General features: G+C 59.0%; 12 protein-coding genes. 3 read left to right on the plus strand and 9 right to left on the minus strand.

Translation table 11 applies throughout. The features are described 5' to 3' along the window. Window positions 1–783: 783 nt before the first annotated feature. The 4 genes from H1B37_RS03260 to H1B37_RS03275 form a co-directional block, all read right to left on the minus strand. Window positions 784–1,155, minus strand: a complete 372-nt coding sequence (locus tag H1B37_RS03260; RefSeq protein ID WP_182865176.1) for a GxxExxY protein — start codon at window positions 1,153–1,155, stop codon at window positions 784–786. Between the two features lie 280 nt (window positions 1,156–1,435). Then, entirely contained in the window at window positions 1,436–2,956 is a 1,521-nt protein-coding gene (locus H1B37_RS03265) for a carboxypeptidase M32 (RefSeq protein WP_182865177.1), read from the minus strand. A 96-nt stretch (window positions 2,957–3,052) separates the two neighbouring features. Then, window positions 3,053–4,660, minus strand: coding sequence for an AI-2E family transporter (locus H1B37_RS03270; RefSeq protein WP_182865178.1), 1,608 nt, complete (start codon window positions 4,658–4,660; stop codon window positions 3,053–3,055). 69 nt (window positions 4,661–4,729) lie between these two features. Then, window positions 4,730–5,548, minus strand: coding sequence for a DUF6690 family protein (locus H1B37_RS03275; RefSeq protein ID WP_182865179.1), 819 nt, complete (start codon window positions 5,546–5,548; stop codon window positions 4,730–4,732). 521 nt (window positions 5,549–6,069) lie between these two features. On the opposite strand from H1B37_RS03275, the gene H1B37_RS03280 reads away from it, so the two are divergent. Further along, complete coding sequence (locus tag H1B37_RS03280; protein WP_353620767.1) at window positions 6,070–7,878, plus strand: TolC family protein; 1,809 nt, start codon at window positions 6,070–6,072, stop codon at window positions 7,876–7,878. Window positions 7,879–8,184: 306 nt separating this feature from the next. Here H1B37_RS03280 and H1B37_RS03285 read toward each other — a convergent pair whose 3' ends face one another. From H1B37_RS03285 to H1B37_RS03300, 4 genes are read right to left on the minus strand one after another with little or no spacing between them, the layout of a single operon-like run. Continuing rightward, on the minus strand, window positions 8,185–10,008 hold the full coding sequence (locus H1B37_RS03285) for an ATP-binding cassette domain-containing protein (RefSeq protein ID WP_182865260.1): 1,824 nt from the start codon (window positions 10,006–10,008) through the stop codon (window positions 8,185–8,187). A gap of 12 nt (window positions 10,009–10,020) precedes the next feature. After that, window positions 10,021–10,941, minus strand: a complete 921-nt coding sequence (locus tag H1B37_RS03290; protein ID WP_182865180.1) for a dihydroorotate dehydrogenase — start codon at window positions 10,939–10,941, stop codon at window positions 10,021–10,023. A 9-nt stretch (window positions 10,942–10,950) separates the two neighbouring features. Next, a complete protein-coding gene (locus H1B37_RS03295) occupies window positions 10,951–11,601 on the minus strand; it encodes a phosphopantothenoylcysteine decarboxylase domain-containing protein (protein WP_353620768.1) in 651 nt (216 codons plus the stop codon). A gap of 5 nt (window positions 11,602–11,606) precedes the next feature. After that, the gene (locus tag H1B37_RS03300) at window positions 11,607–11,966 is read right to left on the minus strand and encodes a tellurite resistance TerB family protein (protein ID WP_182865181.1); all 360 of its coding nucleotides are present in this window, start codon (window positions 11,964–11,966) and stop codon (window positions 11,607–11,609) included. A 367-nt stretch (window positions 11,967–12,333) separates the two neighbouring features. Between H1B37_RS03300 and H1B37_RS03305 the strand changes: the two genes are divergently transcribed. After that, window positions 12,334–13,614, plus strand: a complete 1,281-nt coding sequence (locus tag H1B37_RS03305; protein WP_286177361.1) for a DUF481 domain-containing protein — start codon at window positions 12,334–12,336, stop codon at window positions 13,612–13,614. Here the strand turns inward: H1B37_RS03305 and H1B37_RS03310 are convergent. Next, on the minus strand, window positions 13,611–14,951 hold the full coding sequence (locus H1B37_RS03310) for a Gfo/Idh/MocA family protein (RefSeq protein WP_182865182.1): 1,341 nt from the start codon (window positions 14,949–14,951) through the stop codon (window positions 13,611–13,613). The two genes, H1B37_RS03305 and H1B37_RS03310, sit on opposite strands and share 4 nt — an antisense overlap. Before the next feature lie 357 nt (window positions 14,952–15,308). Between H1B37_RS03310 and rsfS the strand changes: the two genes are divergently transcribed. Further along, the gene (gene rsfS / locus H1B37_RS03315) at window positions 15,309–15,767 is read left to right on the plus strand and encodes a ribosome silencing factor (RefSeq protein ID WP_286177362.1); all 459 of its coding nucleotides are present in this window, start codon (window positions 15,309–15,311) and stop codon (window positions 15,765–15,767) included. The last annotated feature ends 42 nt before the right edge of the window (window positions 15,768–15,809 follow it).

A 15,809-nucleotide genomic window follows, 5' to 3' on the forward strand; every position in this document is an offset into this window, starting at 1 on the left:
AGTGGCAGAACGAAATGTGATCTATCCGCTCATGCGGAGCAACGGGGAGAGACCGTGCTTCAGAACTCTGTCGGCCGTCGGGTGGGCTGGTCACAGGGCCGGATTAGAGCGGATCCTCTCAGAGAGTGCCAGTTTCTTAGCGCAAGGCGAATTCAAGTTGCGGTACCAGTTCGGACATGCCTCGTTGCCGACCCGAAAGACCTCCGTCCACGAAGGCTTGTCGCGATACCGCCCAGCGGTGCCATAACGCACCCTGGGGCGTGCTGAAAAGCACCAAAGCTCGCAAAGCCTTCGAGACGAAGCCCAGCGGGCTGGCACAATGTTTGCCGAGGGCTGACACCACCGGCAGACACTCTGCCGGCTCTCCGGGCCTAAGGCACGTTGCCCGACCAGCCAAACGCGAACGATCAATCTTGTTGGATCCTGCAACAAAGTTCTGTCACCGTTTCAGGCGTCGGTTTGTCTTCCTCAGCCGAGTCGACCGCGCCCCCGTCAAACCGTGACCTCAATAGCGAATCCCAGGAAACGGAGGTTTGACGACTTCAAGTGGGTTAAATTCAAGCGCACCCGTCCGCAGCATGGACGCCAGACGCCGGACCATCGCAGCCACGTCTACCGCCACGAACGTCCGGGATCACGCGGCGGCCACGGTTGATTGACCACTTCATACAACTTGACTTCGCCGCTCGTCGTGCATCGCGTGGGTACGCATTCTACACGGCATTCGTCGGACAGGGGGAAGGTTCAACCACGAAGGACGCGAAGAACACGAAGCCGAGACAATCACAGGACGAATCGTTTGATTCCATCTTTGAGCTTGGTCACGTTAAAGTTGATCAGCAATCCCACTTTGACGTTGGAAAGCTTCATGCAAGTCAGCATTTGTGCTACATGAATCCCAGCCAGTTTGCTCACGCTTTTCAGCTCGAGAATCAACTGATCGTCAACCAGTAGATCGATTCGATATCCGCAGTCCAGCTGAATGCCTTTGTATTCAACCGGCTGCGGATGCTGAAGCTTGAATGGAATTCCGCTGCGTGTGAACTCGTGAGCGAGGCACTGTTCATATGCCGATTCAAGTAGACCTGGCCCCAACGCACGATGAACTTCAATCGCACATCCAATGACGCGATGTGATAGGCCATCGAATTCCATCCTTCGTGCTCTTCGTGTCCTTCGTGGTTAAATAATCCCGGCTGCGATCAATTCAGATGTGGAACAATCAATTATTGGTGGTCCGACCGAGGTAAAAAGTACATCTTCCGTGGTTGGACCGCGGAACATCCCGCGCCACCCGATGGCAGGGGGTGGTAGGGCCGCAGTCAAGATTGGGAGCGAGGGGAGATCGGAAGCCGGACGTGGGGGACCGTGCTGCGGTCTGGGGAGAACCGTTAAGACGACGGTTTTATACTCGTACATTCGTGGTAGTTGGTGGTCAGATTCCGTACAGTGGGCGGAGTTTGTTTTCCAGGTAGCCCATCAAGTGCGTTGACGAGAGCGGTTTGCCGGTCGCGTTTTCGACCAACTCGGATCCGCTGTAACAGCGTCCGTGTCGATGCACGTTGGCTCGCAACCAGTCCAACAGCGGCGTGAAGTCACCTTCGGACAACATCGCATCGAGATCGCCCAGGGCGTCGGCGGCTGCGTCGAACAGTTGGGCGGCGGCCAAATTACCTAGCGTGTAGGTCGGGAAGTAACCAAACAAGCCCGCGCTCCAGTGCACGTCCTGCAACACTCCATCGGCATCTGACGGCGGTGTGATGCCCAGGCAGTCTTTGTATTGCTGGTTCCAGGCGTCTGGCAAATCGCCGGTCGACAACTCGTCGTTGATCAGAGCTTGCTCCAGCTCGAATCGGATCAAGATGTGCAGGTTGTACGTCGCCTCATCCGCTTCGACCCGGATCAGACTCGGGCGGACTTGATTGATCGCGAAGTAGAATTCGTCTAGCCCCGTCGAACCCAATTGCTCCGGAAACGCCTCCACCGCCTTCGGGTACAACCAGTCCCAAAACGGACGACTGCGTCCGACTTGGTTTTCCCACAGCCGCGATTGCGATTCGTGGATTCCCAACGAAACAAAGCTGCCCGGTGGTAACCCGAACCAATCCGGTCTCAGTCCCTGTTCGTACATGCCGTGTCCGGCTTCGTGCAACGTGCCGAACAATCCGCTGGGCAGCCAATTGGTTTCGTAGCGTGTCAGGATGCGGCAGTCGTTCGGTCCCAAGGTCGTGCAGAACGGATGACTGGTCTCGTCCAAGCGACCGCGTGTGAAATCAAAGCCGACCCACTGGGCGACGTTGCGACTGAATTCCCGTTGCGAGGGGATCGCGAAGTCGCGTTGTAGCGGTGCGATGTCGGGTTGTTGGGGTGAATCGGTCACCGCCACGATCAGCTTGCTCAATTGCTGTTTCAAGTCGCTGAAGACCGGGTTGAGCTGGTCGACTTGGGCATCGGGTTCGTACTCATCCAACAACGCCTCGTACACACTGCGCGAGGTCCCTTCGGCCATCCGTGCACCGGCTTCGCGTTTCAATCCGATGATCTGGTCGAGCGCCGGCTGAAACGCATCAAACGAATCTCGTTTCCTCGCATCGTCCCAGACCTGCTGGCCGCGCACGGTCGCGACACTCAATCGGGTGACCAAATCCAGCGGCAGTTTCTTGTCACGCTCGAAATCCCGATGCAGGCCACGGATCGTGGCCACTTGATCCGAATGCGGATCCGAGTCGTCGATCTGGCCCATCAACGCCTGCAACGCATCGCCGTACTGGTCATCGGTCCGCAGTTGGTGTGCCGACGATCGAAGCGTGCTGACCTGCTGGGCGCGATAGTCACCGGCGGCCAGCGGCATCCCGGTCCGTTCGTCCCATTCCAGTGCATCGGCGGCGGAATGAAAAATCGCGGCCTGGCGTGCGGTGGCGCAGACGGATTCGAATTGAGGGGCGTTGATAGGCATGGGGGGACAGAAAAAAGGGTTGGCAGAAAAATCGTAGAAGAAGACGACAAGACAATGGGTGACAAGAAGATGCGGCTCTCCCGTCGGAACCCGAAATTACTGGCTAGTACTGACCGATTCTTGCTTGGGCGCGTCGCGTAGTTCCAGTTCGTGGTTCAGGATTTCGAGCAGCGTCTGCAAGAAGACGACGACCATCGGGCCGATCAGGATTCCGATGGGGCCAAAAACGGGGACGCCGCCGAGGACACTCAACAGTGCGACCAGCGGATGCAGTTCGGAGTGGCCGTGCAGGACGTAGGCTTTGATTACATTATCGATCGATGAAACGATTGCGGCGCCGTAGATGGCCAGGAAGATCGCGGATCCATAGCTTTGGTCGACCGCGGCCAGATAGATCGCACAGGGCACCCAGACCGACGCGGCGCCGAGAAACGGAATCAATGCCATCACGGTGGTGACCATGAACAGCAGGATGAAGGATTCGAACCCGCAGAAGAAGAACGCGATTGCGGCGAGAAAGCCCTGGACGACCGCACTCAAGATACTCGCCAACACGACCGCACGACTGGTCTTTTCAAACTCGCCTAGCAAACGCAATTCATAAGCGTCATCGAGGGGGCTGAGTCGCATCAATGTTCGCACCATCGCCGGGCCGTCGACGAAGAAGAAGTAGATGGAGATCACCGTGATCAACATGCCGATCGCGACCTGGAGGACGACTCGGCCCGTCACACCGGAAAACTTGACGAACCGCGGCTGCAGGTATTCACGCACCGCGCGGACCGCTTCGGCCAAATCCTTTTCGCTCGGGTTGGTCAGCAATTTGACTTCGGTGCGAAACGATCCGCCCAGCTTGGCGTTCATCCAGGCGTGAATGGCCGCCGAGGCGACGACCGAGCCGCGGTGAAACCGTTCTTCGACCATGATTCGATCGGTCGCAATGCTTTCTGCGGTCGCGTCGGCCTGTTGGACCGTTTCCAGCTGCTCCACGATTTCGGCAAACTGTGTCAGTTGCTCCCTCGCAAGCTCGCCGGTTTCCCCGGTGGGGGATGCCCCGACGACTTCGGATTCTAGGAACGTGATCAGTTCCTTGGATTCGGCAATCTGCGACCGCACCAGTTCGGGCTGGTCGATCTGATCCATCATCCCGGCCAGCTCGTCGAGCCGGCGGAATCGATCGGCGTGTTGCAGTTCCAATCCCAGTCGTGTGCGGCCGCGTTCAAATGCGGCCTTCAGATCGTCCAGGTCGGTGCGGCTGACCAGCCCGGTCAACTGGCCGATCGCCACGGTCAATAACAAGATGATCGGTAACAGCACAATCGACAGGATCACCGAGGTGGTTGCGATCGCGGCGGTTCGTCTGCGGCCCCTCAACTTTTTCAGGATCCACTCGTTCACCGGGCGAAAGATCACCACCAACGCGGCAGCCATGAACAGCGGGATGAAGAACCCCACCATGACCTTGTAGAACAGCAACCCGACGACCAAGATGCCGGCGATCAACATGATCACCGAGGTGATCCGTGCCAGTGAGGGCAATTTCTCCAGCGCGGCCGCCCTTGGGGAAACGCCGACGGGTTCGGATGCCAAGTCGGACTCGTTCGCATCGTCACACGATGACCGCAGATCGGACGCCTCGACCGAGCGTGATTCGTCCGAATCAACCGGATCGCCATCGGGGGTTTCGGAAGGTTCTGAATTCACCGCACAGATGCCTTGGGTTAACTTGAAAATCAGTGTGGCCGCATCATACGGTCAGACGGCATCACGACGCTACCAGCGACCGGTGTGGCGGTCCGAAATCACGATTTTGCGTGCTTCTTCGCTGATCCCGTACGCCAAGTCGGGTTGATTCAGTTCCAAGAACACCGTGTATTTTTGATGAACGGCGTTGCTGTACACGACCGGCGCGTGGGTCAAACGCATGAAATGGACCGGCCGACCGTTCCAACGCTTCGTAAACGCGCCGGCTTCGAGCGCCGGTTCGCGTGCCAGACCGAAATACGACGTCATGATCTCCGCGAATCTTGCCGGGTCGCCGGTGAAGCCATGAAAGGTCAAGCGTTGCAATCGATCGGAGTGGTCGAAATAGAACGTCAGCGTTCCCGCCACGTCGTCGGCCATGATCCCGGTCACCACCGGCACCCGCAGTCCTTTCAACTTCAGGTCCGCCAGCACGGTGCTGACCCGTGAGAATCGGTTGACCACCCAATCCGGGCCGATATCAAATCGCAACACCTCGCGGAGGTCTTTCACCTGGTATCCGCTGAGCGTCGGTTCCTCGGCCGGATCTTGGGGAATCGCGCCCAGCTTGCGCGCCAGTTCGGTGTCGTAACGATACCGATCGGCGCCGACCTGACGCAGTTTTTCGATCTCGTAGTGCGAGTGGTTGGCATACCCGCTCGTCCGCTCTTCTTCAGTTGCCGCAATCCCGGGGGCCAGGCCAGAGATTGCGTCGCCAGTCGACGCGCCGCCAAAGAGTGAACGGACCGTAGACATTGACTTTCGCCCGACGTCGGTTTCGGTCGCGACGTAGGGACCGACCGCGGCGGCGGCCAAAAGGGCGGTGAGTTTTAAACGGAGCGACGGCATGGTTTTGGGTCCCGGGTGTTCCAGTGGTACACACACTCTCTCTTCGGACTCGCGGCAAGCCTTTCTTCGCAGAGCGGACATCCTTGATGGTCACAATAACTCTAGCGATCACAACGCCGCGGGCGTGAAACGGTGTTTCACGACGGTCTGTCGAATGACGAGTGATCCGCCGAGGTCGGGGTTTGGGTAGCGGAACTCGCCGAGAGTTTCGTTCCGTTGCGGCATTACCGCGACGGCAGACCGCAAGCCTTGGCGGTTTCCGCGACGGATTGTGTCGCTCCGGATAGGCGAATCGATCTGTTTCGGCTCACGATTGCCGGTTGGACGTTCGATATATGACGAAAGCTATACCTAGATCGACTATGTGGATTGGAGGGGCCGTGCCTCTGATCCCAAGCCGCCCGTGATTCAGACTCTTGCCGCATCGATCGAAACCAGTCGCTTCCAACCCTCGCTCCGCAGGCCGTCGGTCTGTGTGTCGTCGGTTGCGCGTCAACCAATGGGCAAGGTTCTGCTTGGGGGTGTCGATTGCCATCGCCGCCCCGGGCTGTCACACCTATCACAGCATGCGGGAGACGATTCGGCAACGGACCGATTGCGTCGATGCGATCATGTGTCAGGTTCAATCCGATCTGACCACGGCGGCGGTCACCGTGGATGCGACCTCGGCACCGTTGACGTTGCGTTCGGCCGAGCAAATCGAAGCGGCGCCGATTCGCGACATCAGCCTCGAATCCGCGATCGCCATCGCGTTGGGAAACCGAAGCGTGCTGCGAGATCTGGGGGCGAGCGTATTGCGTGCGCCCGATCAGGTACAAACGGAATACACCGAGTCGCTGCAACGCTTGGACCCTCAAGAAAGTGTTGAAGCGGCGTTAAGTGCGTTCGACACCCAGTTTTATGCGTTCGGAAAGTGGCAGAACAACGACCGGCGATTCAACAATCGCTTTTTCGGTGGCGGTGCCAACGCCTTCAAACAAGACACCCACGACTATGTCTTTCAGCTGAGTAAACGGACGCCCACCGGGGCCCAGTTTTCCGTCCGCAGCGTGACCGATTATGACGCCAACAACGCGACCGGCAACTTGACCGACAGTGCCTGGCAAACGCAATTGCATGCCGAAGCCAGGCAACCGTTGCTGCAAGGCGGCGGATTGCAATTCAATCGGATCGCCGGACCGGCGGCTTTGCCCGGCGTCTACAACGGCGTGCTGATCGCCAAAGTCAACAGCGAAATCACGTCGGCGAAATTCGAGCAAGGCGTTCGCGACTACGTCAGCAACGTGATCAACGCCTATTGGGACTTGTACTTTTCCTATCGCGATGCCGACGCCAAACGCGACGCGATGTTGCGGAGCGAACAGACCTGGAAAAGCTACGAGGCGCAGAAATCCAGCAATCGCCAATCGGGTGCCGCCGAAGCACTCGCCCGCGAACAGTACTTTCGTTTTCGCAGCGAGTACCAAGATGCCATCGCGGGAAAGCCGTCGATGCGAACCCAAAACGGGAACTCGACCACCGGAGGCGCCTTTGCCGGTGTCGGTGGCGTTCAGGCGGCGGAGCGTCGGCTGCGGTTGATCTTGGGGATGGCGATCAATGACGGCACGATCCTCCGTCCCAGCGATGACCCTTCGATCGCGAAGATTGAGTTTGACTGGCAATCGATCTCCACCGAAGCGGTCTTGTTGCGAAGCGAGTTGCAGCAACAACGATTGAAAATCAAACAGAGCGAAATGGAGTTGTTGGCGGCGAAAAACTTTCTGATGCCGTCGCTGGACTTCGTCACACTTTATCGTCTTCGCGGCCTGGACAAGAACTTGGCCGGCAGCGACTCGGCGATCTCCGACTTGGCATCGTTCGATTTACAAGAGTACGAAGCCAGTTTGGAGTTGAAGCTGCCCGTCGGCTTTCGCCAAGGGCATTTGGCCGTTCGACACGCAAAACTTCAAGTGGCTCGCGAACGGGCGATCTTGGAACAACAGCAGCGTCAAATCATGCACGATTTGACCTCGATGGTTGCCGAGTGTGATCGGGCGTATGCGCAGGTCGAAACCAATCGCAACCGGTACCAGGCCGCGAGCGATGCATTGGCGGCGCTGGAAACATCCCGGCAAGCCGGATTGCCGATCAACTTTGACCAATTGCTTGACGCCCAACGGCGCGTCAGTGAATCACAGTCACGCTACTATGCGGCACTGGTGGAGTACACGATCGCGACCAAGAATGTGCACCTGGAGAAGGGTACGTTGCTTCGTTCCAGTGACGTGCTGTTGATCTCTGATTCGCCTTCACCGAACGACGTTGGTATTGAAATCCCCCCACCCTTGTGACGGTCTGATTCATGGCAAACGATCGAGAGAACAGACGCAACCCTGGACACCTTGTGCGGGGTCTACGCAACCCGCTGCGGATGGCCGCAACCTTTGACACCGGCGGCGTGACAAAAATGACCACATCCGCCGGCGTGCTGTCATCGAATTTGATGCGCCACGAAAAACGTTAAGAAAAAATCACATCAGATCAACGATTGCTCTGTTCCCGATCCGTTGAAACGCTAGATTCGCTGTCGATGGATGGGCCCTCGGGGCACGACGCCCACCGGTCGCCGTCGATTCGGTTTTGCGAATCGACGGCGACTATTCTTCTAGCTCTTCCCAGCGCAGATAGGCCGCCGCAAGCTCGTCTTCCGCGGCAGCCAGTTGTGCCGCATCGGCGGCGATCTTGTCGCCGCCGGATTGGTAATAACTCGGCTCGGCCATCGCCGCATGCAACGCTGCGATTTGTTGTTCCAAGGTTTCAATCTTTCCCGGCAGCGCTTCGAGTTCACGCTTTTCTTTGTAAGACAGTTTCCGCTTGGCGTTCTCAGCCACAGGCGTTGCGGGTTTTGTCTTGACCGGATCGGCCTTGCGTGGTGTTGCGTCGGCTTTCCCCGCAGGGCGACGTCCGGTCCCCGAAGCCTCTCGTCTGGCCACGGCGGCCCGCCAGTCGTCATAGCCACCGACGTACTGCCGCACGGTGTCGTCTTCGAACACGATGGTGCTGGTGACGACGTTGTTCAAGAACGTCCGATCGTGGCTGACCAACAACAGCGTGCCATTGAAATCGCCAAGCAACTCCTCAAGCAATTCCAGCGTTTCCGCGTCCAAGTCGTTCGTCGGTTCGTCCATCACCAGCACGTTGGCAGGCTTCGTCATCAGCTTTGCCAACAAGGCGCGATTGCACTCGCCGCCGGAAAGAAACTTGACCTTGGTGCGAGCGCGTTCCGGGGTGAATAGGTAATCTTGCAGGTAGCCGAGCACGTGCTTGGTCTTTCCGCCGACCTTGATTTGCTCGCTGCCATCACCGACGTTTTCTTGGACCGTCTTTTCCGGGTCCAGCGTGTCGCGCAGCTGATCGAAATAGGCGACTTCCAAATTGGTTCCCAGTCGCACGGAGCCTGAATCGGGTTGCAGTTTTCCCAGCATCAGCTTTAACAAAGTCGACTTGCCGGCGCCATTGGGGCCGATGATTCCGACCTTGTCGCCGCGGATCAACTCGGTTGAAAACTGATCCAGGATTGCGTGTTCACCGTAAGCGAAACTGACGTCGGTCAGCTCCGCAACCAGGACACCGCTGCGTTTTGCATCTTGCAGTTCCAGCTTCGCATTGCCGACTCGGTTTTGTCGCTTGCTGCGTTCCACACGCATCGCTTTAAGCGCTCGGACACGGCCTTCGTTTCGCGTGCGACGGGCCTTGATCCCCTGCCGGATCCAAGCCTCCTCCTCGGCCAACCGTTTGTCGAACAGTGCGTTCTGCTTCTCTTCGGCTTGCAGCGCCTGTTCTTTGCGGACCAGGAACGTCTGGTAATCGCAGGACCAGTCAAACAATCGACCGCGATCGACCTCCCAAATACGTGTCGCCAGCGACTGCAGGAACGAACGGTCGTGGGTGATGAAGACCAGTGTTTTGTCAAAGCGCGACAGAAAGTCTTCCAACCACAAAATGGACTCGATATCCAAGTGGTTGGTCGGCTCGTCCAACAACAGAATGTCCGGCTGGGCAACGATCGCTTTGGCCAATAGCACACGACGCTTCATCCCACTGGAGAGTGCTTCGAATCGCAGCGATCCGTCCAGCTGCATGCGCGACAGGGTGGTTTCGACAGCGTGCTCGGCTTCCCACTGGGTGGTCGGATCGTCGCGTGTTTCGGCCGGGATACCGGCAAGCACGATCTCGCTGATGGTTCCCGTCAGGTCCGACGGCACGTCTTGGGTTAATCGGGCCACACGGGTTTGGTCGCCGAGTTGGATTTCGCCGTGATCGGGTTGCAAATCGCCGGCCAGAAGTTTCAGCAGCGTGGTTTTGCCGGCGCCGTTTCGGCCCAACAAGCCGATCCGTTGGCCGGGTTCGATTTGGGCCGTCACGCCGTCCAACAGGTGTGGTCCGGCGAACCCGATCGTCACGTCTGCAATCGTCAACAGTGCCATCGTCGATCAGACCTTCAGGGTACCGACGACGTCGGCAACACCGGTGGCACCCAGTTCGGCCAGGGCGGAGGGCAATTGATCGACCAATCGAGCCGAGACGGTGGGGTCGTAGTAGTTTGCCGTTCCGATTTGCACCGCGGACGCGCCGGCGACCAGGAACTGCATCACGTCGTCGATCGTCGCGATTCCGCCGATTCCGATGATCGGTACGTCGACCGCGGAGGCGACTTGATGAACACATCGCAGTGCGATCGGCTTGATGGCTGGGCCGCTCATGCCTCCCATGCCGTTGCCCAGCATCGGCCGTCGGCGGCGCCAGTCGACGGCCATCGCCAGGACGGTGTTGATCAGACAGACGGCGTCGGCCCCCGCTTCGGCGGCGGCTTTGGCGATGTCGGCGATGCGGGTCACGTTGGGCGTCAACTTGGCCAGGATCGGGACGGCACAGGCCTCGCGCGCGGCCGCCACGACGTCGTGGCAACTGGTCGCGTTGGTTCCAAAATCGACCCCGCCGCTGACGTTCGGGCAGGACAGATTCAGTTCCACCGCGGCGACCCCGAACTCGCCGATCCGTCGGGCCAAGGAGACGAAATCGTCTTGCGTCCGTCCGGCCACGCTGACGACGATCGGGACGGGCAGCGACTGCAGGTAGGGAAGGTGATGTTCGATGAAGGCATCGACGCCATCGTTGTCCAATCCGATCGCGTTGAGCAATCCGGCGGAGGTTTCAACGGTTCGCCACGGGGTGTTGCCGATCCGTGGTTCGGCGGTGATCGTTTTGGGAAGCACCCCGCCCAGACGCGACACGTCGACGACGTGCTCCATTTCACGTGCGTAACCGAAAGTGCCCGAGGCCACCATGATCGGGTTGGGAAGCGTCAGTCGTCCCAGCGTGGTCGACAGGTCGATTGTTTTGGTTGCAGTCATCTTGTTGGGTTACTTGCCCGACGCGATCGTTTTACGGATCAATCGGCGATCGATCTCCGCGATCAGGACGTCGGCGACTTCTTGTTTGGTTCCTTTGACACGGGCAACGACTTCACCGGCGATGTCCAATAGTTCGACATCGTTGACATCGGAATCGATCGCCGTGGGGCCGTTGCTGATGATCATGTCACAGTGTTTCTTTTCCAATTTGACCGTTGCGCGAAACCGGCGATCATTCGTTTCCAAAGCAAACCCGACCACCCATTGGTCGTCACGCTTGGCCTGGCCGAGCGTCGCGACGACGTCTGGGGTCTCGATCAGTTGCAGCGTTAAAGGGCCGCCCGTCTTGGCGATCTTTTCGGTTTCGACAATCCGCGGCATGTAGTCACACGGCGCGGCGGCTCCGATGGCACCGTCACAGCCTGCAAACCACGATTGACTGGCCGCCAGCATTTCGTCGGTCGTCACCACCGGCACGACGTGCGCGGCCGACGGATACTCGGTGGGAACGGGGCCGGAAACGATCACCACCTCGTGACCCAGTCGCAGTGCCGTTTCGGCAAGTGCGGCGCCCATCCGACCGCTCGACGCGTTGGAAATGTAACGCACCGGGTCGAGGTACTGCCGCGTCGGCCCCGACGTGATCAGAATCTTTGCCACGTCGCCTATTCCATTGATTGATCGAGCAAGTGATTCAGCTGCTCGGAAGAGATTTCCATTTTGGCAGCGGCGAGGGCGAACAGTCGTTTTTCGCTTTCATCCAGCTTTCCGTCGGCAGCCATCATCCGCACCAAATCGATCATCAGCTCGTTGCGTTCCTGCTGGTCGGTCGGCAGCTCCAAGGCCGCATCGTCGCCAAGACCGAAACGGATCGCCCGATGCAACTCCGCTTCGCCCAACCCCAGGTCATGACACCGCTGGGCCACAAATGCGACTTCACGCTCGCCGATCGTCCCATCGGCCATCGCCATCACGACCAGATTTCGCAGTTGACGCATTCGGTGACTGAATTGTTTCTCGCTCATGACAAAATCCTAACTTTCCCAGCCGCAGGTGCCTAGTTGGCTATCAGTCGAATCGGCCGCGGGGCGGCATTGCCGTTCGCTGCTAGCGGGACGCGTCAGCGAGCGGCCCTGCGATCACCCACGCCGCTGCCCCTCGCTCACGCAACGGGCTGGCATTGCCCCAGGCGGGCCGATTGCTTGCCGCGTTTTTTGCACCCGGCGCCATCGGCTTGATTGCGAAACGGCCCGTCGTCGACAAAAAGCTGAAAGATTGACCGCCGGCGGGGCGGATCAGCCATGACATGACCACTGAGTCTTTGTTAACCCGTTGCTCGGGCGGAGATTACGATTCATTGCGGGTGATTTGGACGTCATGGGAATGCTTCAGATGGCTAAAACGGGCAGGCCGAAAGGGTTGGGAAGGACAGGTGTTTTGACGCGGGGCGTCGGGCTGGGGTGTGTCCTGGGTTTCGCGCTGGGCTGTGTGCTCGGCTGGGGCGGATTGCTATCCGGACGCGTCGCCAGGGCGGATACACCGCTTTGGCAGCTCGGTTTGCCGACTTTCGGGGGCAAGAACCCGGAAGCCAAGGCACAGCAGGGACCTTCATTCAGTTTTCCTCCCCCAGAAGCTGAGATCGCGGCGGGGGCTGAAATCGCGGCGCTGCCGGATACCGCAACGGGGGCGGCCACCGCCCCGACCGAAGCATCGCTGTCGGATGTCCAACCGGCCGCGTATCAATCCGGCCCCGGCGAAACGGCAACGGTTTCCTATCCCGGACTGCCGATGCCTCCGCTGCCGGCGACATCGGAACTGGCCTTCCCGGTCGCCCCACCGACGAATTCCCCGCTCATGAATCCCCCTGCCGTCACGACACTTCCGTCGCCGCCGGAATCGGTTCCCGCTCCGGCCCCATCGACACCGATCGGTCAAGCGATCGCCAGCGGTGAAGCGGTTGAACCCGCCCCGCTGGCCGAGGAAACGGAGTCCTGGTACCAGATCCCGTGGCGCTGGGTGACACGGGGCTGGGAAAATCACGCCGAACTGGGACTCGACGGCAGCAGTGGTAACTCCCGCACGCTGGCGCTGCAGACGGGTTTGGAGATGAAACGTAAGACCGACCGTTACACGTTGGGAATCGATTTTGATTACCGCAAAGCCACCAATCGCGGAATCACGACCGAAGACAACGGCCGGCTGAACTTGGACTATGACCGTCTGTTCGAGGATTCACGCTGGTCGGCGTTTGGAAAATTTGGTGCCGAATGGGACCAATTCAAAGCCTTTGACTCGCGGCTGAATCTGAACGGTGGTCTGGGGTACCACTTCGTCCGCACCGACGACGCGCTGTTGGCGACGAAGTTTGGTGCCGGTGCGTCGAAAGAGATCGGCGCACCGGACGATGCCTGGAAGCCGGAAGCGGTATTCGGGGCCGAGGCCGAGTACCAGCTCAATCGATACAACAAGATGAAGGCGAAAGTCGACTATTTCCCGGCCTGGGAAGATTTCTCGGATTACCGACTTGTCAGTGACGTCGCTTGGGAGATCCTGCTGGACGACACCGACAATCTTTCATTGAAACTGGCTTTGACCGACCGCTACGACAGCACGCCGCAAGGTGCCAAACCGAACGACGTTTATTATTCGCTGTTGTTGCTGGTCAAGTTTTAGATCAGCTTGGTTTTGCCGGGGATGGCGAACGACGGTTCCGGGCGCGGACCGTTGTAATCGAAATCAGCGGGGAACAGGTCCAATTCGGACTCGTTGGTCAGGAAGTCCCACGTCACGCGTTGGCCGGTGTAGGCGGCAACGCGTCCGAGCACAGCGGTCATCGAGCTGGTCGCGGTTTCCTTGAGTTCGACGATCGGATCGCCGGCGCGGATCGAGTCGACCAAATCTTTGTGTTCCTGTCGGTAGGCCGATTGAATGTCGCCCTTCATCGACCACAGTTCGTTGCCCTCGCGGTCCTTGATCGACGCCCCGCCGTTGCTGCCGTAGATCGTGGCGGTGCCTTTGGTTCCGAAGATCTGGTTGCTGACGTCGCTTTGCGATCCCGGGATCTGGCGGCACATGAAGGCGACTTTTCGGTCGCCGGAATAGGTGTAATCGATCGAGTTGCTGTCCCACATCTCGCTGCCTTCGGGACGCGTGAAACGTCCGCCGCTGCCGTAGGCCTCAACGGGCGGTCCTTGCATCACCCAGTTCATCACGTCGATGTTGTGCACCGCTTGTTCGGCGATCTGGTCACCGGACAACCAGATGAAGTGCATCCAGTTGTAGATCTGGTACTGGGTGTCCGACATGCCTTCTTTGCGCGTCTTGTGCCAGATTCCGGTGCTGCAATAGCGGGCGGTCATGTTGACCACGTCGCCGATCGCACCTTCGTGAATTTGGCGAATCGCTTCGACGTAATTGGTTTGACGGCGGTATTGGGTGCCGGTGACGATGGCGGTACCGTTGGCGACGGCCTTTTCGTGGGCCTGCAAACAAATCCGGTAGCCGGCCGGATCGACACAGGACGGTTTTTCGGCAAACACGTGTTTCCCCGCGTCGACCGCTTCCATCACGTATTGGGGGCGGAATCCGGGCGGCGTGGTCATCAGGACCAAGTCGATTTCGGGGTCGTCAAGGATGCGTTTGTAGGCGTCGATTCCGACGTAGTTCTTATCCGGGCGGACGTCCACTTTGTCGCCGAACTGTTTTTCCAGCCGTCCCAGGACGCGTTGTTTGTTTTCGTCGATGTCGGCCGTCGCGACCAGTTTGATGTGTTCGTTGATCGACATCGTGTCGCTGAGCGCCCCGGTGCCGCGTCCTCCCAATCCGACGATCCCGATCCGGACAATGTCACTGCCGCCTTGGTCTTTGGGTTCGGCACCGCGGACCGCGCGGGGCAGCACCGTCGCACCGGTGATTCCGGCGGACACTGCCGAACCCGTCTTCAGAAATTGACGTCTTGTCGGCGTGGAATCCGGGGCTTGGGAAGTGGCGTTGTCGTTCTTGTTGGTCATTGAAATGGTTCCTGAGGTAGGTAAGGGGTTGCCGGGATTGCGGAATCAATCTCGGTGGCAGGAGGGACCAGGCAGAGCAGGGGCCAGGGGGAATTGGTTACCGCACATTGAAGTCAGACACATCGGCTGACACAACGGGCGTAAAATGGCCCCCCCTTCTTTGCTAAGGCGTCCCTTCGCGTCGCGAATTTCAGCCTCGGCCCGATTCGTACGTCGGACTCGACGACGGATCACCAGTGTAATAGCCGCCCGCCCGGCAATGTTGCCCCAGCTTTGGCATTCTCACACCGCCTCGGCATTATCGCCCCGTTGCCGCTGACCCGTGACAGAAAAAACAAAACTGATAGACTTTGTCCCATGACCGAACAAAAACCTTCCGAATCCAAACGTCCCGATCCCATGAACCCGATGGTCGCTCCGTCACGGGCAATCCGTCCCCACGGCACTAACGAAAGCCGGAAAATCGCCGCCACGGCGGCCCGCGTGGCGTTGGAAAACAACGGCAAACAGGTCGTGGTGATCGACGTTTGCGGTCAGTCGGCCGAATTCGACCTGTTCGTCCTGGTGACCGGGCAAAGTCGTCGCCAGCTGCACGCGATCAGCGAGCAGATCGACGACGCCCTGGAAAAAGGCATGGGCGAAAAACGCTACGGAATCGAAGGCTACGACGAGAGCCGCTGGATCGTACTCGATTACGGCAGCGTCGTTGTCCACCTGTTCGATGACGAAACCCGGGAATTTTACGACCTGGAATCGCTGTGGGCCGACGGAACGCCGATCCCACTCTCGGAGCTGGGGATCGAGCAGACCGATTGATCCGAGTTTCCGGTCACTTTCAAGTTCCCCTGTTCCGCGACG

This window comes from Stieleria mannarensis, assembly GCF_014154935.1.
Classification (GTDB): domain Bacteria; phylum Planctomycetota; class Planctomycetia; order Pirellulales; family Pirellulaceae; genus Stieleria; species Stieleria mannarensis.

Excerpts from the sequence above, each read along its gene's own strand:
- H1B37_RS03265 (WP_182865177.1), bottom strand. The coding sequence starts at position 2,956 with ATGCCTATCAACGCCCCTCAATTCGAATCCGTCTGCGCCACCGCACGC.
- H1B37_RS03305 (WP_286177361.1), top strand. The coding sequence starts at position 12,334 with ATGGCTAAAACGGGCAGGCCGAAAGGGTTGGGAAGGACAGGTGTTTTG.
- H1B37_RS03300 (WP_182865181.1), bottom strand. The coding sequence starts at position 11,966 with ATGAGCGAGAAACAATTCAGTCACCGAATGCGTCAACTGCGAAATCTG.
- rsfS (WP_286177362.1), top strand. The coding sequence starts at position 15,309 with ATGACCGAACAAAAACCTTCCGAATCCAAACGTCCCGATCCCATGAAC.
- H1B37_RS03290 (WP_182865180.1), bottom strand. The coding sequence starts at position 10,941 with ATGACTGCAACCAAAACAATCGACCTGTCGACCACGCTGGGACGACTG.
- H1B37_RS03275 (WP_182865179.1), bottom strand. The coding sequence starts at position 5,548 with ATGCCGTCGCTCCGTTTAAAACTCACCGCCCTTTTGGCCGCCGCCGCG.
- H1B37_RS03260 (WP_182865176.1), bottom strand. The coding sequence starts at position 1,155 with ATGGAATTCGATGGCCTATCACATCGCGTCATTGGATGTGCGATTGAA.
- H1B37_RS03310 (WP_182865182.1), bottom strand. The coding sequence starts at position 14,951 with ATGACCAACAAGAACGACAACGCCACTTCCCAAGCCCCGGATTCCACG.